21 protein-coding genes and 2 tRNA genes are annotated in these 25802 nt (G+C 35.9%); 12 read left to right on the plus strand and 11 right to left on the minus strand.

From position 1 onward, the window contains the following. The first annotated feature begins 129 nt into the window (after nucleotides 1-129). From ACKPCA_RS03930 to ACKPCA_RS03970, 9 genes are all read left to right on the plus strand, one after another. Entirely contained in the window at nucleotides 130-2289 is a 2160-nt protein-coding gene (locus ACKPCA_RS03930) for a S46 family peptidase (RefSeq protein ID WP_321281540.1), read from the plus strand. A gap of 37 nt (nucleotides 2290-2326) precedes the next feature. After that, nucleotides 2327-3157, plus strand: coding sequence for a hypothetical protein (locus tag ACKPCA_RS03935; RefSeq protein WP_321281541.1), 831 nt, complete (start codon nucleotides 2327-2329; stop codon nucleotides 3155-3157). Nucleotides 3158-3332: 175 nt separating this feature from the next. Next, a complete protein-coding gene (locus tag ACKPCA_RS03940) occupies nucleotides 3333-5678 on the plus strand; it encodes a TonB-dependent receptor (protein WP_321281542.1) in 2346 nt (781 codons plus the stop codon). Nucleotides 5679-6221: 543 nt separating this feature from the next. Then, complete coding sequence (locus ACKPCA_RS03945) at nucleotides 6222-7631, plus strand: type III PLP-dependent enzyme domain-containing protein (protein WP_054721787.1); 1410 nt, start codon at nucleotides 6222-6224, stop codon at nucleotides 7629-7631. After that, a complete protein-coding gene (speB, locus tag ACKPCA_RS03950) occupies nucleotides 7628-8494 on the plus strand; it encodes an agmatinase (RefSeq protein ID WP_321281545.1) in 867 nt (288 codons plus the stop codon). Before ACKPCA_RS03945 ends, speB begins: the two co-directional genes overlap by 4 nt. A gap of 76 nt (nucleotides 8495-8570) precedes the next feature. Next, complete coding sequence (locus tag ACKPCA_RS03955; protein ID WP_321281547.1) at nucleotides 8571-9548, plus strand: deoxyhypusine synthase family protein; 978 nt, start codon at nucleotides 8571-8573, stop codon at nucleotides 9546-9548. A 40-nt stretch (nucleotides 9549-9588) separates the two neighbouring features. Further along, complete coding sequence (locus ACKPCA_RS03960) at nucleotides 9589-9909, plus strand: hypothetical protein (protein ID WP_054721793.1); 321 nt, start codon at nucleotides 9589-9591, stop codon at nucleotides 9907-9909. A 232-nt stretch (nucleotides 9910-10141) separates the two neighbouring features. Continuing rightward, nucleotides 10142-10717: a glutamine amidotransferase-related protein gene (locus ACKPCA_RS03965; RefSeq protein ID WP_321281549.1), complete on the plus strand. Its 576-nt coding sequence runs from the start codon at nucleotides 10142-10144 to the stop codon at nucleotides 10715-10717. Nucleotides 10718-10779: 62 nt separating this feature from the next. Continuing rightward, nucleotides 10780-12930 carry a M20/M25/M40 family metallo-hydrolase gene (locus tag ACKPCA_RS03970; RefSeq protein WP_321281551.1) on the plus strand — a complete coding sequence of 717 codons (2151 nt, stop codon included), beginning with the start codon at nucleotides 10780-10782 and terminating at the stop codon, nucleotides 12928-12930. A gap of 138 nt (nucleotides 12931-13068) precedes the next feature. Here the strand turns inward: ACKPCA_RS03970 and ACKPCA_RS03975 are convergent, their stop codons facing one another. From ACKPCA_RS03975 to ACKPCA_RS04020, 10 genes are all read right to left on the minus strand, one after another. Further along, a complete protein-coding gene (locus ACKPCA_RS03975) occupies nucleotides 13069-13608 on the minus strand; it encodes a GNAT family N-acetyltransferase (protein ID WP_321281553.1) in 540 nt (179 codons plus the stop codon). 42 nt (nucleotides 13609-13650) lie between these two features. Next, the gene (locus ACKPCA_RS03980; RefSeq protein WP_321281554.1) at nucleotides 13651-14055 is read right to left on the minus strand and encodes a hypothetical protein; all 405 of its coding nucleotides are present in this window, start codon (nucleotides 14053-14055) and stop codon (nucleotides 13651-13653) included. 156 nt (nucleotides 14056-14211) lie between these two features. Then, complete coding sequence (locus ACKPCA_RS03985) at nucleotides 14212-15378, minus strand: DUF3999 family protein (RefSeq protein WP_321281555.1); 1167 nt, start codon at nucleotides 15376-15378, stop codon at nucleotides 14212-14214. A 52-nt stretch (nucleotides 15379-15430) separates the two neighbouring features. After that, nucleotides 15431-17809, minus strand: coding sequence for a DUF2339 domain-containing protein (locus tag ACKPCA_RS03990; protein WP_321281556.1), 2379 nt, complete (start codon nucleotides 17807-17809; stop codon nucleotides 15431-15433). A 171-nt stretch (nucleotides 17810-17980) separates the two neighbouring features. After that, nucleotides 17981-18448, minus strand: a complete 468-nt coding sequence (locus ACKPCA_RS03995; RefSeq protein ID WP_321281557.1) for a hypothetical protein — start codon at nucleotides 18446-18448, stop codon at nucleotides 17981-17983. A 318-nt stretch (nucleotides 18449-18766) separates the two neighbouring features. Then, nucleotides 18767-19246: a hypothetical protein gene (locus ACKPCA_RS04000; protein ID WP_321281559.1), complete on the minus strand. Its 480-nt coding sequence runs from the start codon at nucleotides 19244-19246 to the stop codon at nucleotides 18767-18769. 348 nt (nucleotides 19247-19594) lie between these two features. Beyond that, the gene (locus ACKPCA_RS04005; protein WP_321281560.1) at nucleotides 19595-20293 is read right to left on the minus strand and encodes a DNA-binding domain-containing protein; all 699 of its coding nucleotides are present in this window, start codon (nucleotides 20291-20293) and stop codon (nucleotides 19595-19597) included. A gap of 221 nt (nucleotides 20294-20514) precedes the next feature. Beyond that, nucleotides 20515-20985, minus strand: a complete 471-nt coding sequence (locus ACKPCA_RS04010) for a PPC domain-containing DNA-binding protein (protein WP_321281562.1) — start codon at nucleotides 20983-20985, stop codon at nucleotides 20515-20517. A gap of 167 nt (nucleotides 20986-21152) precedes the next feature. Next, nucleotides 21153-21226: transfer RNA gene (locus ACKPCA_RS04015), tRNA-Arg, on the minus strand. A 200-nt stretch (nucleotides 21227-21426) separates the two neighbouring features. Beyond that, nucleotides 21427-21500, minus strand: a tRNA-Arg gene (locus ACKPCA_RS04020). A 328-nt stretch (nucleotides 21501-21828) separates the two neighbouring features. Between ACKPCA_RS04020 and ACKPCA_RS04025 the strand changes: the two genes are divergently transcribed. The 3 genes from ACKPCA_RS04025 to ACKPCA_RS04035 all read left to right on the plus strand — a co-directional run bounded on the left by ACKPCA_RS04025 (nucleotide 21829) and on the right by ACKPCA_RS04035 (nucleotide 24385). Beyond that, on the plus strand, nucleotides 21829-22428 hold the full coding sequence (locus ACKPCA_RS04025; protein WP_321281563.1) for a YceI family protein: 600 nt from the start codon (nucleotides 21829-21831) through the stop codon (nucleotides 22426-22428). 163 nt (nucleotides 22429-22591) lie between these two features. Then, a complete protein-coding gene (locus tag ACKPCA_RS04030; RefSeq protein ID WP_321281564.1) occupies nucleotides 22592-23776 on the plus strand; it encodes an alpha/beta hydrolase-fold protein in 1185 nt (394 codons plus the stop codon). Nucleotides 23777-23830: 54 nt separating this feature from the next. Further along, nucleotides 23831-24385: a heme NO-binding domain-containing protein gene (locus tag ACKPCA_RS04035; RefSeq protein ID WP_321281566.1), complete on the plus strand. Its 555-nt coding sequence runs from the start codon at nucleotides 23831-23833 to the stop codon at nucleotides 24383-24385. On the opposite strand, the gene ACKPCA_RS04040 is transcribed toward ACKPCA_RS04035, so the two are convergent. Then, nucleotides 24377-25789 (minus strand): COG3014 family protein, encoded by a 1413-nt coding sequence (locus ACKPCA_RS04040; RefSeq protein ID WP_321281567.1) that lies wholly within the window; start codon nucleotides 25787-25789, stop codon nucleotides 24377-24379. The genes ACKPCA_RS04035 and ACKPCA_RS04040 overlap by 9 nt on opposite strands. Nucleotides 25790-25802: the final 13 nt, after the last annotated feature.

Genomic DNA, 25802 nt, shown 5'->3' on the forward strand with positions numbered 1-25802 from the left:
AAGTAGCAATAACACTTAACCCTAAATCCCTTAAAAGAGACTTTTCTAGTTCAATTGATTTAAGCCCTTTTAGGGTTTGAGGTAGAAGGAATTTGTCAAATAAAACAAGCTTACAACTAAATACTTAAAATGCTTAGACTAAAATTATTATTGATTTGTCTGGTGCTGTCAGTAGCATCGGTAAAGGCAGACGAAGGAATGTGGATTCCATCTCTATTGAAAAAATACAATATCAAAGACATGAAAAAGGCAGGATTCAAACTATCTGCCGAAGATGTTTACGATATCAATACAATATGCCTGAAAGATGCCATTCTTGGATTGGCAACAAAAAGCAATCCGACTACATTCTCAGGAAGCGGATCTTTTATTTCGGAATCAGGATTAGTATTAACCAATCATCATACAGCAGTTTCGTATTTGCACAAACATAGTAGCGAGGAGCATAACTATCTTAAGAATGGATTTTATGCGCAAACACAAGCAGAAGAGTTGCCAGCAAAAGGTTTAACATTAGCGCGCCTGGTTCGAATGGATGATGTGACTGAATCTTTGCTAAAAGAAACTGAAGGTTTAGGTGATGCGGAAAAAAGCAGCTTAATAGATTCAAGAGCTAAAGAACTTACGGCAAAGGCAAAAGAAGGAAATCATTACAAGATAAAAGTGAAGTCTTACTTTGGTGGAACTCAATATTTTCTTGAAGTATATGAGATCTATCACGATGTCAGAATTGTTGCAATGCCTCCTTTGTCATTGGGAAAATTTGGTGGAGAAACCGATAACTGGAAATGGCCAAGACAATCGGCAGATTTTGCGATACTTAGAGTATATGGAGACTCTAACAATGAATCGTTGAAATATTCGATTGCGAATACTCCACTTAAGCCTGCGAACCATCTTGATTTATCATTGAAAGGATACAAGGACGGTGATTTTGCAATGGTATATGGTTTTCCAGGTAGTACAAAGCAATATGTAACAGCCAGAGCCATTGAACAGATTGTTGATGTTACAAATTACCACGGAATCAAGATCAGGGATGCCAAAATGAAAATCATTAAAGATGCCATGAATAAAAATGAAGATTTATGGTTGAAATATTCCGATTTCATGGCGAAAACATCTAACCGTTTGCTGCGATGGAAGGCAGAACTTCGCGGGATTGAAAAACTAGATTTGATTAAGCTGAAAAAGAAGGAAGAAGAAGAATTTACAGCTTGGCTTAATTCCTCTGAAGAACGTAAAGAAAAATATGCAGATATCATTCCTGGAATTGAAACGTGTGTTGCACGTTTAGATACCATCGAAAAATTGAATATGTATGTTTTCGAGGGTGGTATCAGTGGTGGAAATTTTGTTGCTTTTGCAGGTAAGTTTGATATGCTGAATGCCATAAGTTCTCGTAAGAATGTGAACGAAAAACGCCTGAACAAAGAGTTGAGAAAACTAAGAGTTGAAGCCTCAAACTTCTACAGCGCTTATGACGTGGAAACGGAGAAGGCCTTCTTAAAAACTCTTGTTGCTTTATATGATAAAAATGTTGGGGATCAATACAAGCCAGCTGCGATTGTCAATGCACGAACTAAATACAAGGGTGATTTCGACATATATATTGATGATATTTTTAGTAGGTCACTGTTTGCATCGAAGGAAAGCTTATATAAGTTTCTAAAATATTTCACAAAAGAGGATCGTGAAAAGTTAGCAAACGACCCAGTATTCGATTTATGCTTGAGCTACTTCTTAATCAACAAAGACATGGTATACATGCAACGTGCTACCATCAGAAAAGAGTATGGAAAATATCATAAGAGATATTTACAAGCAGTAAAAATAATGAAAGGTGACGAAAAAATCATTGCTGATGCAAACAGAAGTCTTAGAGTATCATATGGAAATATTGTTGGGATTAATGATGAAGGAATTGAATACTCGTATATGTCTGACTTAAATGATTTGGTTGAGAAAAGCAAGAAAGACGTTAAAACTTATGAAGTGCCAAATGGATACCTTGAGTCTTGCGAAAAGGCAATTCAGGAATCGAAGAAAAAAATTCCAACTTGTTTTATCAGCAACTGTCACACCACAGGAGGAAATTCAGGTAGTCCTGTTTTAGATGCCAAAGGGAGATTAATTGGTTTGAACTTCGATAGTGCAGGTAACGGATTGGTAGGCGATTACAAGTTTATGCCTGAGCTTACCCGTCAGATATCTGTAGACATTCGCTATGTAAGATTTGTATTGGAACATCAGCTAAAAGCAAATGCTTTATTGGAGGAGTGGAAGTAATACTTTGACGAAACTTATGAGATAAAAACATTTACTTATGAAACATTCACACCATCTAATCTTGATTGCATTGCTACTATCAGCATGTAATTCTTACGATCATGAGTCCTATATTGCTCAATTTAAAGCTGATTTTGATAATGAAATTAACAGTTATCAAGTGAGTGCTCAGGATTCTGCTCATCTTCTTAGCGAAAATAAGCAAAGCATTCAGGAATTCCGAACCGAAAAGATTGCAAATGACCGTTTCTACATTGATAATTATTCGTGGTACCAGTTGGGTAAAAATCTAATGTTATCACCTGAGGAAGCCAAAGTAGAAGCCAACAAATATGGTTTTAGTCATCCTTATTACTTTCTGGAATTTTTAAAGAGCGAAAATACCAAGGGACCAGTTAAAAAGCAAGTGATGAAAGATGTGCGCAATCGCTTGTATGAAAAACATGGAAAGGACTCGGTTGAGATCTATGCTTGCATTGCCAAAGATTTATTTCAAGCTGTAAAAAGGCATGAAAAATCTAAATACTACTTCTTTTTAAAGGTAGATTTTGAAAAGGTGAAATATGCAAGTGACAAACAAAAGAGAGTTGCTGCACAAATGACGCAGGGAGCATTTAAAAGATTGCTGGAAAAAACAGTTGTAAAAGACAATCTCTATCATATTACCATTACCAAAGGAGAGGAGATAGGTATTTCTGAAGATCTGTTCGTAATTGGAAAAGGACTGTTAGATGAATCGAATCAAGGATTTATCAAGATGAGAAAAACTCAGCCTAATTATATGGTGGATTTAGATCCTAGCCAAGCAAGATTGGTAAATTTTGATTGGGATAGTGCATATAGTTTTTACAAAAGATATGTGAAGTAATAAAAAGCATTAGGTATTCTAATTGTTGGTTATTAGAACATCTGATTTAGTTAGTGTTATCGAAAAGAGCCCTTGCCACGGGCTCTTTTTTTTGTTTAAATGATAAATAAGAGGAAACATATTTATATCTTAATTGTTTGTACAGATAAGTAAGATAAAAGACAGATTCAACAAAATGAGAAAGCTAATATCCATCTTTTTTATATTCTTTGCCTTTAATTGCTATTCGCAAATTAGTACTTCCATATCAGGATATGTTACCGATGAGACAGGAATGGCCTTAATTGGTGCATCAGTTTATCTTGAAAATACAACGCAAGGGGCCATTACCAATGAGAATGGTTATTACCAGATTACAAAAGTAAAGCCTGGATCTTATAATTTGGTGGCAAGCTATTTGGGCTATAAGAGTCAAACACGTTACAATATTGATGTTAAATCGGTAGGGAACCAGGAGTATAATTTTGTTCTGGAAGAGGCCTCAACCAATCTTTCTGAGGTAACAGTTTCCAATCAGAATAAGATTACCCGACCAAGAGAGACGCCACTTTCAACACAATCCTTATCAGCAGTTGAGATTGCCACCTATCCTGGTGGAAACAATGATGTGGTACGTGTTGCACAAACATTTCCGGGTATTTCACCATCGCCGGGAGGTTTTCGAAATGATTTGATCATTCGTGGTGGAGCTCCCAACGAATCGGTTTATTATTTGGATGGAATCGAGATCCCCAATATCAATCACTTTAGCACTCAGGGGAGCTCGGGAGGTCCGGTTGGGATGCTGAATGTATCCTTTATTGATGAAGTAATGCTTTCTACCTCGGCATTTGGCAGTCAGTACGACAATGCACTATCCGGAGTACTTCAATTCAGTCAACGCGAAGGGAGTCGATCTTCCTATCACACCAACTTTCGCTTGAGTGCCAGCGAGGCTGCCTTAACTCACGAAGGCCCATTGTTTAAAAAAGGAGAAGAGCAGGGCAAAACCAGTTACATGATTTCTGTACGTCGTTCTTACCTTCAGTTTTTATTCGAATTGATTGGATTGCCAATACGACCCGATTATTGGGATTACCAATACAAAGTCACACACAGAATCGACAAATACAATACAATAAATCTAATTGGATTGGGATCGATTGACGATTTTGCCGTAGATGATAGTGGAGATATTGAGGGAGATGAACTATCAATATTGGAGCAAGCTCCTTTTATCGAACAGCAGGGCAACACCATTGGGTTAAGTTGGAGGCACCGATTTAAAACGGGAAAGGGATTCATGCAGACCAGCCTTAGTAACAACTCGTTAAAGAATGATTTCTCGCGTTATGAAGACAATCGAAACCAAAGCGGGCTGTATTTTAGAAATGATTCGCGCGAAAAGGAAACCAAACTTCGTTGGGCAATAACCTACTTTAAAAAGGATTGGAAGTTTCAAACTGGGTTGAATCTCCAATACAGCGATTATGAAAATAAAACCTTTGATTTGAACGATAATTATGCCTACGAAACCGAAATTGATTTCATGAAATATGGTGGATTTGCCAATATCACGCGAAGCTTTCTTGACGAGCGATTGGATCTTTCTTTCGGCCTTCGCATGGATGGTGACAGTTTTACCAAAGGAAACCCTTTGCTTTCGACCTTATCGCCTCGAATGGCATTATCCTACGAGTTTGTTGATGATTGGAAACTAAAAGTATCAGTGGGAAGATATTACAAAATAGCACCATATACCATACTTGGATTCCAGGAAAATGGAAACTTTGTGAATCAAGATGCAGATTACACCAGGAGTGATCATTTTGTGCTTGGACTGGAAAGAATATTAGGACCAGCAGCTAGCATTAGTTTGGAGGCATTTTATAAGAAGTATAGCGATTACCCGGTATCCATAGCAGATCAAGTATCCTTGGCAAATAAGGGTGCCGACTTTGAGGTGCTGGGAAACGAAGCAGTAGAGACTGTAGGGAGAGGAAGAAGTTATGGTCTGGAATTGCAGTTTCAGCAAAAGTTAAGCAAGAACTTTTACGGATTGCTTGCCTATACCTTTTTCTATAGCGAGTTCACAGGTTTCGATCGTAGCAAATACTTACCATCAGTATGGGACAGTCGTCACCTTTTGTCATTTACCGGAGGATACAAGCTCAAAAAAAATTGGGAGATCAGTGCCCGTTATCGTTTTGCAGGAGAAACGCCAATTGTGCCAACCAATTTGGACGAAACAATGAATCGCTATCCCGAAATTGTTTTGGATTACAGCAGAATGGGAGAGGATAAACTGGGTGTTTTCAGTGAACTGGATGTGCGAATTGATAAAAAGTACAATTTCAAGAAACTATCACTCGAGTTCTTCCTGGAGATACAAAACCTCTTGATGCATAAAACCCCCGAAGCTCCCGAGTACATCCTTGCAAGGGATGAGAATGGAATTATCACGGAACCTAGAAGTCTGAAGCAGGTGGTAGAAGAGGAAGGATCACCAATTCCTACCATTGGGATTGTGATTGATTTTTAATTTGAGGTAGGGCTTCGCAATTCTATACTTTGTGCTTAAATATTCAAAAAGGCGGCATTAATGCTGTCTCCACAATTAAGATAATGCTGTCTCGGTTAATTCCAGGTGTTGATTTGGTAATCCAGCAAGTGATATTGTGTAAATAGATTTATTGAAGGGATAATTTATTGTTGTTTTCACTGTATTTAAACTTAACTAAAGTTCTTTAGTAAGGCAGTAAATAAAGGGAGTGATGAATTTAATGATGTAATATTGATTATTTCTAATGTCAATAAAGAAATAAATATATGTTAATGAAATATGATTTTAAATATTTGCAATTTATCCTTTAGTAACTCTATTCAAGTTTATTCTGCTTAACTATTTTGAAATTCTTTTGTACCTTAGACTATATCTATTGAAAGATGATTTTTGTGAAGCTTAAAATAAAAATCATAAGTAGCTTCACTTTTTTTTATTTTCCATGTTTTTTAAATCGAAAAAAATAGTTTATTTGCAAGGTTCATAATTAAAAAACAACACTTATATTTTATGATTACATAGATGAAAAATACTTATTTTGATTTGATAGATCAAAGCTATTACTTTCCTCAGGAAGGCTTTGATTTGCGAGATAATCTTCTCACTTTTCAGGGAATTTCCTTGAAATATCTAATTGAAAAACACGGAACGCCTTTCCGTTTTTTCTATTTGCCAAAAATTGGCGATCAAATTAAGAAAGCACGTAACTTGTTTAATCGTGCGATCAAGAAAAACAACTATAGCGGTAATTATCACTATTGCTATTGTACCAAGTGTAATCACTTTGCCCATGTTATTGGCGAAGCGCTAAAACACAATGTCAACCTGGAAACATCTTCCTCATTCGATATCGATCTGATTTTAAACCTTTACAAAGAGAAAAAGATTGATTTGGATAGAGTGATTGTGCACAATGGTTACAAAACTGATGAATACCTTAAGAAGATTGTTAACCTTCAAAAGTTTGGATTTAAAAACACTATTGTAATATTCGATAGTGCGAATGAGTTAAATCGCTTGGAAAAAATTGCTACCGATGAGACCATAAAAATTGGAATCCGTATGGCAATTAATGAAGAGCCACAGTCGTCTTATTACACTTCTCGATTGGGTATTCGAGACATTGAAATAAAAGATTTCTTCGAAACGAGAATCAAGAACAATCCAAAGTTCGAATTAAAAATGCTACACTTTTTTGTGGATTCGGGTATAAAGGATAGCTTGTATTACTGGGGTGAGTTTCAGAAAGCACTTAAGGTTTACATCGACCTTAAGAAGGAAAGCGAGCATTTGGATTCTTTCAATCTTGGAGGAGGATTTCCGATTCGAAACCATTTGGGATTTGAATACGATTATGAGTACATTATTAACGAGATTGTAAGCAATATTAAAGATGCATGCGTTAAAGAAAATGTACCAGAACCAAATATCTACACTGAGTTTGGGAAGTATACGGTAGGAGAGAGTGGTGCCATTGTTTTTAAGGTATTAGAGCAAAAACAACAAAACGACACGGAATCGTGGTACATTATCGACAATAGTTTGATGAATACCATTCCAGATGCCTGGTCGATTCATGAAAAATTCATTTTGCTTCCGATAAACAAATGGAATAATGAGTACAAACGTGTAAACATTGGAGGAATCAGTTGTGATCATTCAGACTATTATAATTCCGAAGATTTAAACCAAGAAGTACTATTGCCAGATTATTCAGAAGATGAAAAAGAGCCTCTCTATATTGGTTTTTTCCATACTGGAGCATATCAGGATGCCATTAGCGGATATGGAGGTATAAAGCATTGTTTGATTCCATCACCAAAGCACGTGATTATTGATCGAGACGAAAAAGGCAACTTCTTCGACTATGTGTATCGAAACGAGCAATCGGCTGATGAAATGTTTAAACTCTTAGGATACAATCAGGAATGAGAAATTTTGCCGGAATAGAAGATGAGTATTGCGCATTCGAGAATGCTGCGACTCTGTTGCAATCTATACCATACGATGGGACCAGTACCTGGGGTAAAGGAGCCGATAAGGCATTTCCTGCCTTTTTGGAAGCATTGGAGAATATGGAATTGTATGATATTGAAACCAATTCTGAAGTATACAAAACAGGAGTTCATATTTTACCTGATATTGTTGAGGATGAATCGCCAGAGGCAATGGTGAAAGCGGTTTACCAATCTGCTAAAGAGAATCTGGAAACAGGAAAATTTACCACCTATTTTGGAGGTGAACATTCTGTAAGTATTGGTGTAATTCGTGCATTTCATGAAAAATTCGATAATCTAACGGTTTTACAGTTGGATGCACATGCCGACTTAAGAAAAGAGTACGATGGAACTCCATTTAATCATGCTTGTGCAGTGCATGAGGCCAGTAAAATAGCTAATCTGGTTCAGGTAGGAATTAGAAGTATGGATTCTTGCGAATTGGAACATTTAAACAGAAAGCAATGCTATTTTGCACAGGACATTTATCAGCAGACAAGCTGGATGGATGATTCCATATCTAAAATGACTGAGAATGTATATTTAACCATTGATTTGGATGTGTTTGATCCATCTATCATGCCATCAACGGGCACACCAGAACCTGGAGGATTGGATTGGTATACTGTAATCAGCTATTTAAGAAAAGTATTTAAACAGAAGAATGTTGTTGGATTCGACATTGTGGAATTGGCACCACAGGAAGGACAGAAAGCTCCTGATTTTTTAACTGCCAAATTGTATTACAAGTTATTAAGCTACAAATTCGAGAAAAATGAAACGTCCATGATTAAATAGTTATTAACTCACATTGAGAATAATTATTTAATGTCATGGTAAGTTCCATCTGATCTTAAAATAAAATTATAAACAGATGAATAATAGAGGACCGATTTCAAAATTTATGTTAGAGCATTACCGTCATTTTAACTCTGCAACGGTGGTTGATGCAGCACAAGCATACGAAAAACATTTGGATGAAGGTAAAAAGATGATGATTACATTGGCAGGAGCAATGAGTACTGCTGAATTGGGCAGATCACTTGCAGAAATAATTCGTCAGGATAAAGTTCAAATTATTACTTGTACAGGTGCAAACCTGGAAGAGGATATCATGAATTTGGTGGCTCATTCACATTACGAAAGAGTGCCACATTACCGTGATCTTACTCCTCAGCAAGAATGGGATTTATTGGAAAAAGGTTTAAACCGTGTAACGGATACCTGTATTCCTGAAGAAGAAGCATTTAGAAGACTGCAAGGACACATCTATAAAATCTGGAAGGATGCTGAAGAGAATGGAGAAAGATACTTTCCGCACGAATTCATGTACAAATTGCTTCTTTCAGGAGTATTGGAGCAATACTACGAAATCGATCCTAAGAACAGCTGGATGCTAGAGGCAGCTAAGAAGAATTTACCAATCGTTGTTCCTGGATGGGAAGATTCAACTATGGGAAATATTTTCGCCTCTTACGTGATTAAAGGAGAGTTGAAGGCTTCAACCATGAAATCGGGTATTGAATACATGGCTTGGTTAGCTGATTGGTATACTGATAATGCAGAAGATAAAGGAATAGGTTTCTTCCAAATTGGTGGAGGAATTGCAGGAGATTTCCCGATTTGTGTAGTGCCTATGTTGTATCAGGATATGGAAAGAACTGATACACCATTCTGGAGTTACTTCTGTCAAATTTCTGATTCAACTACAAGTTATGGATCATACTCAGGAGCTGTACCAAACGAAAAGATCACCTGGGGGAAACTGGGAATTGATACTCCTAAATTTATTGTAGAATCGGATGCTACCATTGTAGCGCCATTAATATTTGCATACCTGCTAGGATGGTAAAAATAATTTTAAGCCTAAATCATTTTAAAAATCGCCCAAAATGAACAAGCCACGAGTAATTCAGAACTACGAGAAGTTAAGCAAAGAAATTCAAGAGCAGATAAAATTGGTTTATCCTGCCGGATATATTGATTACTTAATTGAATTTACAAATGCCAAGGGAGAATTGGTAAGTGCTTTGCCTTTTGAAACCGATGAGAAGATCTATATGGTAAGAATGTCTGTAAGAAAAGCTCAAGAACTGGTTGATAACGATTCGGATTTTGACGAAGATGGTGTTTTGCTTACAAGCAAAAGAGAAAAATATGAGGATAAGTATTCCGATGTAGATTATTTATTTGAAGACGAAGACGACGATTAAGACCAAATAGTGAATCAGGCAATGTCATTTTTAGGTATCTAAATTTGATATTGCCTGTTATAACAATTGTATATCAAAATGATTGATCAAATCTTTTTGATTGTTACAATAGCCTGTCCCGAATTTCGGGAGTCAATGCCGATACAGAATCACAGATTGATACGTAATCAGTATAATCCTGTCAGTTACATTACTTTTTTGTAAATTATGCTATCATTTAAATTGATTTGTTATGCTTTTAGTGATAGATAATCAAAGTGCATTTATAAAAAAGTTTAAACGCCAGTTTTTGGCAGAACAGGATTTCGACTATGTGTTTTTCGACCACAATCAACCCATTACTTTATCGGCAAAATCAGAGATTAAAGGTATTATTCTTTCAGGAGGTAGGGGAAATCCATATGAACCATTAAACCTGACTTCAAACTTTATAGCATTGATGAATTTTGATGTCCCTGTTTTGGGTTTCTGTTTGGGGCATGAAATCATAGCGGTATCCTACAGGGGAAGAATCAAGAAATTACCTGAATATCATTCCAAGAAAGAAATTGTTACCATTCAAAAGTTTGATGATCCTATTTTTAAGGGGTTACATTCAAATAAACTGGAATTGGTGAAAAAACACTCTTTTTACATCTCTGAATTGCCCGAAAGCTTTGAATGCTTGGGGTATTCAGATACTTGTCCTTATGAAATAATCAGACATAAGGAGAAAGCAATTTATGGGTTCCAATCTCACCCGGAAGTTTCAGGAAATCACGGAATCGTAATGATTAAGAATTTTCTGAAAATGTGTAATATTTTATAAGTACCAAGAGGTTTGTCCTAATGTCATTTTATTACGCATAGGGTAATTAAAAAATAAACGTAGTGAAAGTTGCAATAATTTATAACAAAGACATTACCGGGGTGATCAACACTTTGGGGATGCAAAACAGGGAATTCTACAAGGAAGAACAAGTAAAACGTGTTGCAAATTGTCTTGAAAAGGCAGGTCATAATGTATCCATTTTGGATGGCAATATGTACATCATTGAGCGATTGCAGAATTTTATGCCACGTACCATCGAAGGAGAACAAATGGGAATGGTATTTAATATGGCCTATGGAATTCAGGGTGAGAGCCGTTATACGCATATTCCTTCTATGTTGGAGATGTTGGGGATCCCTTATGTTGGTTCAAATCCTTCCGGTCATGCATTGGCCTTGGATAAGGTCATGACCAAAATTATTTGGCAGAGCAAAGGCTTGCCTACTCCTGATTTTTGGGTGTTTAATTCGCCCAATGATGATTTATCGGGAGTGAAATTTCCGGTGATCGTAAAGCCGAAAATGGAAAGTGTTTCTTTCGGGTTAAAGGTGGTTTATAACGAAGAAGATCTGAGAGAGAGCATCAATTTCGTAGTAACCGAATTTCAGCAGCAAGCCTTGGTAGAACAGTTCATTAGGGGACGTGAGTTTTGTGTTGGTCTATTGGGCAATACGCCTATCGAAGCTTTTCCTGTTTTGGAGATCGATTTGGAAGGTAATCCTGATGGGATACAAACCGTAACCGATAAGAAAGAAAAGCCTAAGCAAAAAATATGCCCGGCAAACATTTCTCCGGAATTGTCTGATGAGATGATCAAATATAGTATTGAAGCATTCAAGGCGCTTGAATTAAGAGATTTTGCTCGTGTGGACATCCGATTGGACGAGAATGGAAAGATCTATCTTTTGGAAATCAACTCCATGGCAAGCTTGGGTGCAACAGGTTCTTATCCAACAGCAGCGAAAGTAGCAGGCTACGATTTCTCAAAATTGGTGAACAAGATGCTGGACGTGGCATCAGTGCGATATTTTTCCAATAGCTTAATGACAGAATTGCCAGAGGAGAAAAACAAAAGTTTATCCTTTAATTCCAGAATTCGATCCTTCTTAAGGAGTCGTCAGCAAAATTCGGAAGCCTTATTGAAAAAGATGGTAAATATCGATACCCATGTAAGAAATATCGAGGGAGTGAACGAATGTGCTTCTCTCATTCGAAATGAGTTGAGTCAGTTGGGTTTCGCGCATGAGGTTTTTCCGCAGTACGAAGTGGGGAATATGATGTACTTTTCCAATTCATTTGGGGAAGATGTGGATTACTTGATTTTAATGCCAATTGATGATTTTCAGAAGCTGGATCAGCATGAGAATTTTTCAGAAACAGAACATCGCTTGTACGGAACAGGAGTTTGGGAGAGTAAAGCTGGAGTAATGACTTGTATTTCTGCATTACAGTCTTTGCGATTTACCAAACAAATCAGAAAAACAAAAATTGGTATCGTTTTGATTACCGATAATGCCATAAGTGGAAAATTCTCGCGAAAGTTAATTCGGGAAAAAGCAATGAAGGCGAAAACTGTTTTATCCTTGCACGGTGGAGGTTTGGAAGACACAGTAGTGACTTCACGATCAGGATCGGCTTTGTTTTCTTACAATCTGAAATTAATGGACAATACTCAGGCAGAAAATGTTACCAATATCTCTCAGCTATATTTTAAGACATTGGCTTCTATTATCGATTTGAGTAAAAACAACCCAGAAAATGTGATTGCTCCATACGAATCGGAATTTAAATCGAATATTTTCAAGGTTCATGCTTATGGTACTTCAAAAATTAGTATCCGATTTAATTCTGAAGAAGAGTTCAAGCAGTTGGAAAGCAAAATCAAAAAAATGATAACGCTTCCTAAAGTGCGCAAAAAGGATTGCCAGGTACAATTAGAAGGGGGAGTAAGTCGTCCGCCAATGGAGTGCAACAATGCAAGTTCGGCACTCTTTAAGCGAATTAAGTCTGTAGGAAGAAGCATTGACACCAGAATACAGGAGGAACACCGATGGAGTTCTTCTGATATCTGCTCCATTGATAAAAGCATTGCAAAAATTGATGGACTAGGTCCAATTGGTGGCTTTGACAAGCAAAAGTCGGAGTTTATATTAAGACACAGCCTGGTGGATCGAGCACTGTTGTTATCTCTCATTTTAGGGGAGAAATAAAATTCTAAATACTAAAAAAGGGTTGATGTTGTCAACCCTTTTTTATGTCATAGATATTGTAGCGTTTATGTGAATGTTTGTGCCAGAATTTCTCCCTCTACCGCACGAATCCTGTCGTATGTTTAAATCTTACTAATGTTATTTGTCAGATTTTAATTTGCTGTAAATTTCTAAATCGGTACATACATTTCCCGTTAGCAGTTCTCCATCTCTTTCTACTCCTTCAAATTTGAATCCTAATCTTTGAGGAATTTTTATACTTGGTTTATTCCCTACAGCACATTTTATTTGGATTCTATTGATCCCTTGTTTGTTGAAAGCAAAATCACAAAGCTTTTCTACAGATTTTGTTATAATTCCTTGTTTTTGATGCTTTTCGGAAAGCCAATAACCAATTTCTGTCTTTTGATTTGGCTTATCAGTGTCTTTAAATCCAATAAGTCCAACGAATTCATTCTTAATCCGAATAACGAATACATATTCAAACCTCTCTTTTGGTGCATTGACAACAGAATGTACAAATTTATCGGTATCTGATACCTCTTTGGTAAACTCCACGAATGGAAGCCATTTTCCTAGGTATTCCCTTTGGCTGTCAATCATTTCAAAAATAGCTTTCGAATCCGATTGCTCTATTTGTTTTAGTTCAATTTCTGTATCAACTTTTATTATTATCATCTTTGCTTGGTTGTTGTCTTTAGCTTTTGTGTTGCTTACACTTTATTCTATATTTATTAAGTCATTTATTTTAAAAAAGTCAGTTCTCTTAAATTGTTTTAAATATAAAGTGTCATTTGGAGTGGAATAAAAAAACATGTTGTCAGGATCTTTTGAATTGTAAATAAAAACTTCCAGGAGATCATGTTTGAATTCTACTTTTTCAGTGATAGTATTTGTATTAATTGTCAAAGTGTCGCCGGTTAGACAAAAATTTACTTTTTTATTGTATTCAAGTTTGCATGCATAAACACCGATTTGATATTTTTCTTTTTCATCATTGTTTAGTGCGTACATTTCAATATAAACAGTTTTATCGTTTTTATTTGTTAAACATTTCGAATAAGACTTGTTTTCACCGAATTGAGCTACGAAAACTAATAATGTTATTAATAAAATACTCTTCATAAATATAGTCTAACGTGAATAAATCAAAGTTTTTAAAATTTCTTCATCAGTTTAAATCTATTATTCTGCACTGTGGAATGTAAGCTAACAGTCTGAATATATAGGGTCGCTGTCTTGAAGGGCTGCTTTTACCCATATTTTTGTTGCCTCAGCTTGTTAATTTTTTTTGATCATATTTACAGAAAACCATCCGAGTAATGTTATTATTAGGATCATGATTGCCCACAGCCATATCTTATTTTTGAAAAGAGGCTCTGCCACTGGAATTTCCTTTTTCTCTATTGTCATTTCCTCACCCAATTCTAACGTCATTAGTGTCTCAGGAATATTGTTGGTAAATCGCTTAATGTCATAATTCGGACTTGCCGCACTTTTATTTCCGTAGGTCAGGAAATAGGTCGCCGGGATTGTAAAACGAGCAACCAATTCATGAATGTATCCTTTCACTTCGATTGTATCGATCATTAAAGCTTGATTGTCGCGATTGTCAATAAAAATATTTAGTTTTTGAACCGTTTTGCTGTTGAAGTTAAACTCGTTTTTCTCTAAGGAATTTAATATTCCGGAAGTCAATGCGCTGTAATTGTATTTCCATCCTTTCTCTGTCCTAAAACTGTCTGTCAAACATTTTATTGTCACAGGTCTGTAATAGTCATAAGCATCAGCAATGCCTATGTTGATATGACTTACACGAACAGGCAATTGCAGCTCAATATCAATTTCTGTCTGCTTGCTTTGTTTGTTCTCTTGAGTATTGATTTTCTTGATATTGTATTTTCTGAATTTGCCATTCGAAATTTCATGTTGTTCAATACTCGCAGCACTCAGTTCAGGTTTCTCTTTACTGTGAATGAGCAGTCGGAAAAAACGATACTTTGAACTCGGGAAGGTGACTTTCGTGAATTGAAAATCAGTATGGTCATTTTTGATGGATAAAATTCTGTAATTTTCAACCAGTTTGAACCACTCCTGTTGGTCTTGACTTCCTTCCAAGTCAATTCGCCAGTCAAAGTTTTCTTGAGCGAAGTTCAGCTTGATCTGATTGATGGATTCTATGGTTGGAATCTCAAAAGTGAAATAGTAGCCCTTTTCGTTATTAGAAGCATTGAGTGTTTTAAATGCTACCTCTTTACGGGATATTTTTTCGGTGATTTCTCGCAAGAGAAAAGGAGCTTCAATAGTATCATTACTAGCTGTTAATCCGAAAATCCTTATGTCTGAGAGGTCTTGCGAAGTTTTTCCGAAAATTTCATTTGGTAGAATGATCTTACTCCATGGCTCTGAAACTTTGTTTAATTCTCGCTTGTAATTGTACTCAGCCATCTGCCCATAAGAAAATGAACATGTCGCAATGAGGAACAAAAAACATGATATTCTAATTGGGTACTTCATCCGAAATAATGTGTTTGTATTTGTTGTATAAAAATGAAATTATCAGTAGCAGAACACCTAAAGACACGAATACAACGGTTTTTGCGATAGTGTCGAGGTGTGAAATATCATAGAAAAATAGCTTGACAAGTGTTACAGCGAACAGTGCAATGGCTCCGATTCTCAAATGCTTTTTCTTTTTCCAGATTCCCAGAGCAATTAGGAATAGCGAATAAACTCCCCAAAGAATGCTCAATCCGAGTTTGTACGATTGTGCTGATTCGGCAATGTCCATCCAATTGATTAACTCGCTACTGGCAATCCACAAAATAGATGTGTGCAGCAAGAAATCAAAGGCCATCCTGAGATCTCTTTGGATAAACTCTTGTCGAAGATATTTATAGCAGGCAAAAAATGTCACAGAGACAAATGCGAATGAAACGTATCTCATTATTATATTGAAAATGCCCCTTTGATAATATTGCGATAAAGTTTGTTCCAAATAGCTTTCCCGTAATTCGCTTAAGACATACAGCCCCTGAATTAAGAATACAACAAGCGTTAATGTAATCAAGCCGAGATTAATAAGCCCCAATTGCTGATTTCTTAGTTTCCTGAAATTCACGAAAGCAAGTAATGAAACAAACAGAAGGGAGTAATTGATTATCCAGATTGTCTTGAACTTGATCAAATCGTAATTCCAATAGTAATTTGCGTACTGCTGACCGTCCTCGTTAATTGTAAGTGCGGAGTCTTTATAAAGCTGATGCCAGTAGTTTGCAATTTCTATTCGGAAAGCATAGTAAATGGTGAAAAGCAGTATTGTTGGTATTGAAAAGGAAATGATTTTTGAAAGTCCTTTATGTGATATCAATGCAGAAGCATGGTTCTTGTTGCGATTCAGTTTGTTGATGAAACCGAAAGCTGTAATAAACAATATTGAGCTTAAGAAATTGATATTGAGTAAAGGAGTTATTCTTGTTTCAGGCATTTCAGGATAATAGCTATTGTATACTATCATCCAGTCGTGGACAATACTAAAAAATGCCAAAAACATAAGCGGGTACGACAACTTTTCGTAGATCGAAATATTTTTCGTCCTGCCAATCCAAAACAACAAAGCAGATTCGCCTGCCCATAACAATGTGACCCAGTTTCCATCTAGTTGAACCGGGATGGCAATAGTGATAAAAACCAACACCAGACCTGAAACCAGGTAGAATAGGTTTCGATCAGCAAGTTTTTGACGATAAATTGTTGCGCTTACAATAAAGTGCACAATGGCATTGCAAAGTGTAAATACACCTAATAATTGCTCACCGGTATTGTGCTTGTCAAGAATTACATAACCAATTCCGTAAAAGATAAATGAGTTGGTAAGCAGCAAGATAATATCGTCAGTTTTAAACTTTTCCTTTTGGAGCAATTTGTAGGCAAGAAACATCAGGTAAAAGGTGACAAAAAATAGGGAAAGGAATACCAGGGCCAAACCAAAGTATTCATCGGTTCGATATTTAGATACATGCCATATTAAATACATCAACCATGTTAGCCCGAATGAGGAATAATAGAGTGGTTTCCAGTATTTTTTGAAGGCAATGACAAGAATCCCTATATTAATAATTGCCATGTAGGCAAACAAGATCGCTACCTTTCCCGAACCTTCACTCAGCAAGAACGGAACCGCATAAGCACCTACCAATCCAATATGAGCAATTACCTGTCTGTTGTAATTTATAGCTGCTATTACTGTGAAAGCCGTAAATACAACCATCAGTGCAAAAGCTATGCCTTGCGGAATCAAGTCATAAAAACTGTAGGCGGAATAGGTGATGAAATACAAGATAGCCATTGCTCCACTGACAAGAACAGCACTATAATTCTCATATTTTTTCTTCAATTTTATTCCGAATCCTAAAAGCCCTAATCCTGACAAATAGCCTAAGATTATTCTTGTAAGTGGACTGATTAAATCGTGCTCGATTGAATATTTTGCACCGATTGCAACGCCAATAACAGTAATCGCAATTCCGATTTTGTTGATTAAATTTTCACCGATGAATTTTTCAAGGTCGGACTTCACTTTCGGTGTTTTGATAACAGGTGGAGCAGTCTGTTTTTGTGGTTCCTGCTTTTGCTGTTCCTGTTGATGATAATCATACTTAGGCGTTACCTTTTCCTTTTTGAATTCAAGGTTTGTGTCGGTTACAGATAAGTTCTGTTCCGTTTCTTCCTTTTTAATGGTCTGCTCAGTCTCGGTGGCTTTCAGTTTATCTATCTCAGTTCTCAGATGATTGATTTCTCTGGAAAAGTCGTCTTGTCTTTTCAAAAGAGAGTCCAGCTTGTCAGAGAGCTGATTTATTTTGTCTTGATTGTCAGTCATATTGTTTTTTCAATGTGGAAACGTATGTATAAACGCAATGTAGCATATATTTCTCTTCTATCGCTTATTGCACAATGTATCCCATTTTTACTAATGGAACAAGATAAAATCGCATACCATCTGAGGCTTAAATGCCTATGCTGTATGACTTACAGTTGTAGTTCGTTTATTTTACTTTTTTCCGTTACCCTTTCCTTTGCCTTTGCTTTTTCCCTTGCCATTGCCTTTATGCTTAGCCTTATTCTTTTTAGAGCTCGCGTTATTTTTCAACTGATGAAATTCAGGAGATCCCGGTTTTATCCCAGCTTCCTTTGCTATATAGCCCCAACCTTTGCTCTTATTTCTTTCATAAATGGTAATCACTCTATCAATTGGCATTTTGGATAATTTAGATATCTCTAAGGCCAAATAAATCTCACCTGGAGCCATATTCACGCTCCCTTTCATAAATTCAATTTTCTTTTCTGAAACATCATAGGAGACAAGCAATTTTCCTTTAAAAGCTCCAAAATCAACTGATGCATTCGCATTAATGGTGTTTAAATCTGTATCAAATTGAACATTTCCAGTATTAAATGAAATTTGAGCCGAAGCTGAAAAAACAATAAATGGAAGAAGAATTAATAATAATTTTTTCATGTAATAATTATAATTTTTATTTGTTGATTTTCAAATGTTTCTAGTTTATTCAAATAAGTCCTTTTTATCATTTTCGCCTGAGAACAGGAAGTTAATTTCTGTTTGCAGAGGTATGGAAAATGAGCTACAACGGTCTTGCTAAGTTTTCGTGGGCGATTAAAACAACTGTCTTATCAAACCGAACGGAAGCAAGCCGCTTAAATTTGTTTATGTTTTTAAGCAAACCAATTTTGGCAGCTTGCTGGTGTTTCTTAATTGAACTAATTCTCGAGCAATTCCCACCGCCCATGAAATTTAGCTTTTGTTGTGTGTTGATATTTATTTTTTATTTCTCAGGTCATTATACTCAAATCTTTCAATAACAGATTTAGGGAAAACAGCTAAACCTCTCTTTTTATAGTTTTCACTTTCTCCAAGTCCACTGAATGCAGGGTTTTCCAGATAGATAAATTTGATTGGAGTTTTAAAATTATTAACCTTAGGCTTATCGAATTCAGAACCATAAATAATTAACGAGTCATTAGAGAATTTATAAAAAAAGTGTTCTCCATAATCAAGCAGATATTTATCATCGAAATCATAATCAAATCCACCTTTAAATTTTTTATTAAGACCAATTGCCATTCTACAATCATCTAATCCCCAACTGATCTTTATTAAATAGATTCTCTCCTTATTTATAGGATTCGTAATTTTTTTCACTTCCTTATTGTCTCCAAAAGCAAAATATAACAGACTCAATCCTCCTAGAATAAGGACAACTATTGTAATTAGAATTGCACTTAGGATTTTATCCATCTATTCTTGATAATTGCAGTTAATATTTACACACAACGTAAGTATAAACGCAATATTGCATTTATTTCTCTTATATCGCTTATTGCACAATGCATACCATGTTTGGATGTATTGTGCAATTATAGTTTGTGAATGTACAAAACAATAATTCCATTACAAAAGTATCATATTATTATTTAAGGAAGAATGGGAGAGTATCTCCAATACTGAACAGATCCTCACGTAACTTTTGTTTTGCGACTTCGGGAGTGGTAATCATTTTCGTCGAAGAATGTAACGTTTTTCGTCGAAAAATATTATAAACCTCGACGAAGAAAGTTAAAGTTCTCGACGAAGAAGTTATAGGTGTCAATAGAGGGTGAAGCGATCGGGATGCCTACCAATTCTAAGTTGACTGGTATTGGGAAACATACATCTAACTTCAAGAATAAATTGGTTGCCACTAATCTTTTCGGGCACAATAAATATAAGTTCCGATGGTTTGTTTTTAATCAGGTTATCCACCCTAAATTCCGAACCATCTTCATTAACAAAGAAAATACCTTGATTGGGGTCTTGCTGATCAAATTTTAGTCTTTTACCACGAATCGAAATAACATGATTGGCTGAGAATCGTGGCTCTGATTCCTTGGTGTGTAAATTTTGAATCGTTAGGAGTAGGGGGACATTATCATTTAAACTTATTTTTTCAAGTTTGATATTTTCCACGCATTGTTTTAGCCTATTGCCAGCCTTAATGTTAATTTGAATGGAATGTTGTTTGCGATCAAAAATCTCTTTTTCACTTTCGAATACTCCTTTAATGGCAGCATGAATTTTATACATCCGCGTGTTTACATTCTTGCCTTCCTCTATTGCCTTACAAACAGCGGCTTCGTACTCTTCTATAACAGCCAATGCCTCGGCTTTACTAACTGTTGATCCTTTGGCAATCATTGCTTCAATAATTTCCTTTTCGGATACTGTTTCGTTATCAGTAATTACAGCTGTGTATTTGTTTTTGCTATTGTTTAAGAGGAATGGTCTTAATCCAAATCGTAGTGTCATTGCCTAAAGTGTTAATGATTTTATCCATTTTGAATGTAAGAATAATTCTATTATGATTTGCTATCTGGTGAAAAATTAAGCTTCAGTATTCGATATATTCAAAAATACCATTAGCCTGGCGATAAAGGATTAAAAAGCATGCTTGTATAAAAAAAATCGCCACCAGATGCAGGGTGACGATTTCTTATGCTGAAGTATAAGGCAGATTGTGCCAATTATCTCTAATTCTCCTTCACCTTTAATTCATAGAAAGTGGTTTCAGGATCTATTTCGCGGGTGAACTCGATGTTGGAGTTGTTTAAAAGTACAATTTCTGCAGTGGTATAAATCAGGTTTCCATCCACCAAATGTCCGCCAATGGTGTAGCCAGTGCTATCGGATACCGAAATGTGAATGTGATTGTGTTCGCCTTTGTCGGCAAAGGTTCCGGTTAGCGAAACAATTTCGAAGTGTCCTTTCAAATGCAAGAGTTCTTTTTGGTTGGCAGGACGAATGTTTAACTCTTTTAAACTTCCAACACAGGTAGAGATTGATGCGGATTTCAATTGTCTGTCCTTTACAAATTGCGCCATTTCCTGCTTTAAATCCATTCCTGGTTTTAATCGCAGGGCATAACTTTTTACATGATTCTGCTGACAGGAAAACAAAGCAATGAAAGCTACAAGAATAAGGGAATTATACAATTTACACATGCCTGATTATTTTTTGAAAGTTTAGGATACAGAAGGAATTCCAAATTCCGTTGCCATTGGTTTTATGATATCAGTAAATGGCAAAAAAAATCGCCACCGGATGAAGGGTGACGATTTCTTAACCTGGAAGGGTGGAAGCCCCTTTGTTCCAAGAAAGATTTTTAGAGTGAACACGGAGGGAGTCGAACCCCCAACCTCCACAGCCGTAATGTGGTGCACTATCCAGTTATGCTACGCGTCCGTTGGTCTCTTAAAAAAGAGGCTGCAAATATAGCAGTTTAAATTTTATTGATGCAAATGAATCCGCATTTTTTTGTCATTAACATTTCTGCAATGATTTCTTTCAAAAAGAAAGATTTAAAAATCGTTACCGGATGAAGGGTAACGATTTCTTAACCTGGAAGGGTGGAAGCCCCTTTGTTCCAGGAAAGACTTTTAAAGTGAACACGGAGGGAGTCGAACCCCCAACCTCCACAGCCGTAATGTGGTGCACTATCCAGTTATGCTACGCGTCCGTTTTCCTTAAAGGCGCTGCAAATATAGGGGTTTTAGCTTGGTTTATGCAAGCCTTTTTTCTCTTTTTTTTGAAACTTTCTTTGGTAAATATTCTAAGCTGTTTGTAAGTAGAAACTTACAAAATAAAATATTTTTTCAATTCTTGGCTTATTCTGTATTTACTTCCATTTTTAACATGCCTTTAACAAGAATTTATGCTAGTTGCTCGGGAATATTTCCTTAAATTTATTTGGAATAAAAACAAATAGTGTATTGAGATTGTATTCCATATGATTTTCTCTCATAAAAATCGATTAGAAATCTCAATTATTAAAAAAAACGGAAAATATGAAACGAACCATTTTAAGAAAAACAGCATTCCTTATGGTATTGGCTTTTGTTTTTACAATTAGCGCTAGTGCAGATGGCGGAAGCAAGAAATTAAATAGTGAAAAAAGTAAGGTTGAGTGGTTGGGTAAAAAAGTAACTGGTGAGCACTCAGGAATTATAAAAGTATCAGAAGGTAGTTTGGTGTTTAATGGAGACCAGCTCGAAAAAGGAAGCTTTGTGGTAGACATGAGATCTATTGAAAATACCGATATTAAAGATGATGGCTATAAAGCGAAGCTCGAAGGGCATTTAAAATCGGATGACTTCTTTGGTGTAGAGAAATATCCAGAAGCAAAATTCGAAATGCTAGATGCCAAGAATCTGGGAGACGGAAGTTATGAAGTGCATGGCAATATTACTATTAAAGGCATTACCAAGCCAATCAGTTTTAAGGTACATATGCATCATCATGACAATGACCTGCACGTTAGTGGCAAAATTGTGATTGACCGAAGCCAATTTAATGTGAGGTATGGGTCAGGTAGTTTTTTCGATAATTTGGGAGACAAAACCATATATGATGATTTTGAGTTGACCTTAGATCTGTATTTGCAATAAACGTTTGATAGGAATTAAAAACCGAATTCATCTTGAATTCGGTTTTTTCTTGATAATATCTCTACGTTAGTCACCGTAAACAATTCCTTAATAAAGGATTGTTTTTTTTATACTGTAAATAATTGTAATTTAAAGAGGTTAAATTCACTTAAACCCTATTTTTATGAAGCGAAGTATATTTGCTACATTATTATTGATTTTTTGTGTAAGTAGTTTATTTGCTAAGGTTAATCCCCAAAACCTTATTTATACCAATGTTTATTCAACGGTTTTAAAAGAGAATAGAGACTTGCGAATTCTATTGCCAAGTGAATTCAAAGATACTTATTTTAGCTACCCGGTTATTTATTTACTAGATGCTGAGTCTAATTTTGCCACAGGAGTAGAGGTGCTTGGTTTTTTGATGGACAATCATTTTATTCCACCTCATATTGTTGTTGGATTACCCAATACCGATCGCTTTAGAGATATGACACCGGTAGATTCGGTTTTGAATAAAACCATATTCCCATCCAGAGGAGGAGCCGATACTTTTTTAAAAGCCTTGGAAACCGATATCTTTCCATTTGTAGCAAAAGAGTACCGAGGCAGTTCTCGCCGTTTGGTAATGGGGCATAACTATAGCGGATTGTTTGTAATGCATGCCTTTCTGTCACGTCCCGAATTGTTTGATCGTTACATGGCTTTTAGCCCCATTTTATGGTGGAATGATACGGCTATGCTAAAGGATATGGACTCATTCTTAACGGAAAATTCAAGCTTACGCAAGTACTTGTTTATGAGTTTTGCCAAAGAAGCTAAAAATATGCTGGAGGCTTGCAAGGAGCTTACAAAATTAATGGAAAAGAAAGCCCCAAAGGATTTAAAGTGGAAATATGAATGGATGCCGGATGAAGATCATTACAGTTTGTACAGAAAAAGCTTAATGAGAGGGATGGAAATTATATTTAAAGATTACAAATATCCTTCGGTTGAAGATTTGGCAAAAGGTGGAGTAGGGAGTGCAAATGGATTTTTACGAGATATCATGCTGAATTATGGTAGAAATGAAAAACTACCATACTCTTTGTTGGAAAGCGTCTGTTTGCAACTGAAACAACAAGAAAAGTACAATGAAGCCATTAAGTTTTTAACCTATACATCGGTTAATTATCCTGAAAGGGCAGAGCCATACTTTTATGCAGGCGAAATCTACGAAGTGACGAATAAACCGAAAGAGGCATTTAAATTTTATGAGGCCGCACATAATAAGGATAAAGGAAGATGGGATTATGAACAAAAGTACCTGGCAATAAAGAAATATTTAGAAGAATTGCGAAATAAGGAACAAAATAAAATTCCACTTTAGTATTTTAAACAATAAAAAATATTTACTCTCGTTGTAGTAGTAAAATCAGATTTAATGAAAGGGATATTTTTTACTGAATTTCTGGAAATGGCCGAAAGAGAGTATGGTTCGCATACAATCGAAAAGATCATTTCATTTTTGGATGCTGGCGATTACGGTGTGTTTAATGTAAATATGGATTATCCTTATACCCAATTTCACAATCTGGTAAAACGCTTGGCAAATGAAGTTCGAATATCTCCTTCCGATTTGACCAAACTTTTTGGCGAGCACCTTTTTAGTCGTTTCATTATATTGTACCGACCACATTTTGCAGGAAATTCAGATATTTTCGAATTCTTAGAGCAGATCGATTATTTTATTCACGTAAAACTCCAATCCGATTTTCCTCACCAGGGCATTACGGGCTTTAAGACTGAAAGAATCAATCAGAACACATTTATGGTAAGTTACCAGTCTACACACGATCTCATCGATCTGGCTATTGGCTTGTTTATGGGATGTCAAAAATTCTTTAATGAAGATTTAACGGTTAACGCCGAAATAAAAACCGAATTCGATAAGGAATGGGTCTATTTTACCTTGAACAAGTCAAAGGTTCTAGTTTGACTCCATATTGTGAAAAGTATAGAAACTGGTTTTTCCAGCTTTTATAATCACCTGTACGTTGTGATTGTTCACAGAACCATCTGGAGAGCTAACCTGTAGGTTTAAGTTATTCTCACCTTCTTTCAATCTTATTCTTTTGTAATGAATGCTGTGAGGTAGTGTTTGCCAATTTCTGGTATCGGCTTTCTCGGTTACAGCATTTAAAATCCCCACAAACATTCCCAAAGTATCATCTTTGCTGCGAGCATAATTTTCTAAAGCTTTTTTAGTTGCCAGCCGCAATAAAGAGTTTGCCATTTCTCTGATCATTCTGTCGCGAAGAGATTTAAAGGCAATGGCATTAATATCTTCAGCTTTTTCTAATGGATAATTGATTGTATCATTCACAAGGATAGAAGCATAGGTAAATATTGGCATTCTTTCTCTATACTTTGGAAAAGCGACTCTAACAAACTCCAAATTGTTTAATGAATTTCGTTTGTCGCGGTCCATGTCGCCAACATAGAAAGGGAAACTAACATCTTCACCTTCGTTTACCATGGTAAGGTATCCATCGCTACTATTTAGCGTGCTAAAATTAATGCTCCATTCATCTTTTACCGGACCTAAACCTGTAAGCCAAATAAAAATAAGATCTCCTTCATCTTTATTGGTTTTAATACAATCAAAGCCAAATTTTTCTTTGTAAAATTCGTATTCCTGATTTAAACCTGTTAAGTAAGCGGTTCTTAATATGTCCTCTTTAAGTTGCTGCGGAGCAGGAGTTCCAAAGTTTTTGGTATAATTTTCTTCGTAAATCTTGAAAGCATTTCGGTAAGCTATAAATGCATTGTTAACATCCCCTGAAGAATCATAAATTAAGCCCATTAAGGTGTGAGCAAAAGCATCATCACTATAACGATTTTTATAGTTCCTTGGGTATTTGTCATTTAAAGCATAAAGCTTTTCGTTTACTCTTCGGCATTCAATTAATGCAGATTCGGTATTGCCCAATTCCAAATAACTTAAAGCTTTATAGAAATTAAGCATTACATTTTCAAAATCTTCAGGAACGTATGGTTTTGTTGCCGGATTGGTTAGCAATGCCAAGGCTTCGTTGGCAATATTTTTTCTCTGGTCTTCAATAAACAGGTCAGCTTGATTGAAATAGTCCGTAGCCTTTTGATAATCTTGTTGCATCCAGGCAAGTGTACCTTTATTTAGAAGGTATAAAGAACGATTTTTATTTCTTTTGTTTTTAGCATCCTGATCAAGTGTTTTTTCAGCATTGGCAATATCTCCATTAAGGAAATACTGATTGAAAGCCTCATTTTGTGCGTAGTAGGTTGCACATCCTGAAAAGAATAAACTGCTAACAAATAGAATTAAAATAAAAGCTTTGTTTTTAAGAAGCATATTGTTCATTGCCAGAGAAGAG

The sequence above is a fragment of the Marinifilum fragile genome, assembly GCF_963677365.1.
GTDB classification, from domain to species: Bacteria; Bacteroidota; Bacteroidia; order Bacteroidales; family Marinifilaceae; genus Marinifilum; species Marinifilum fragile.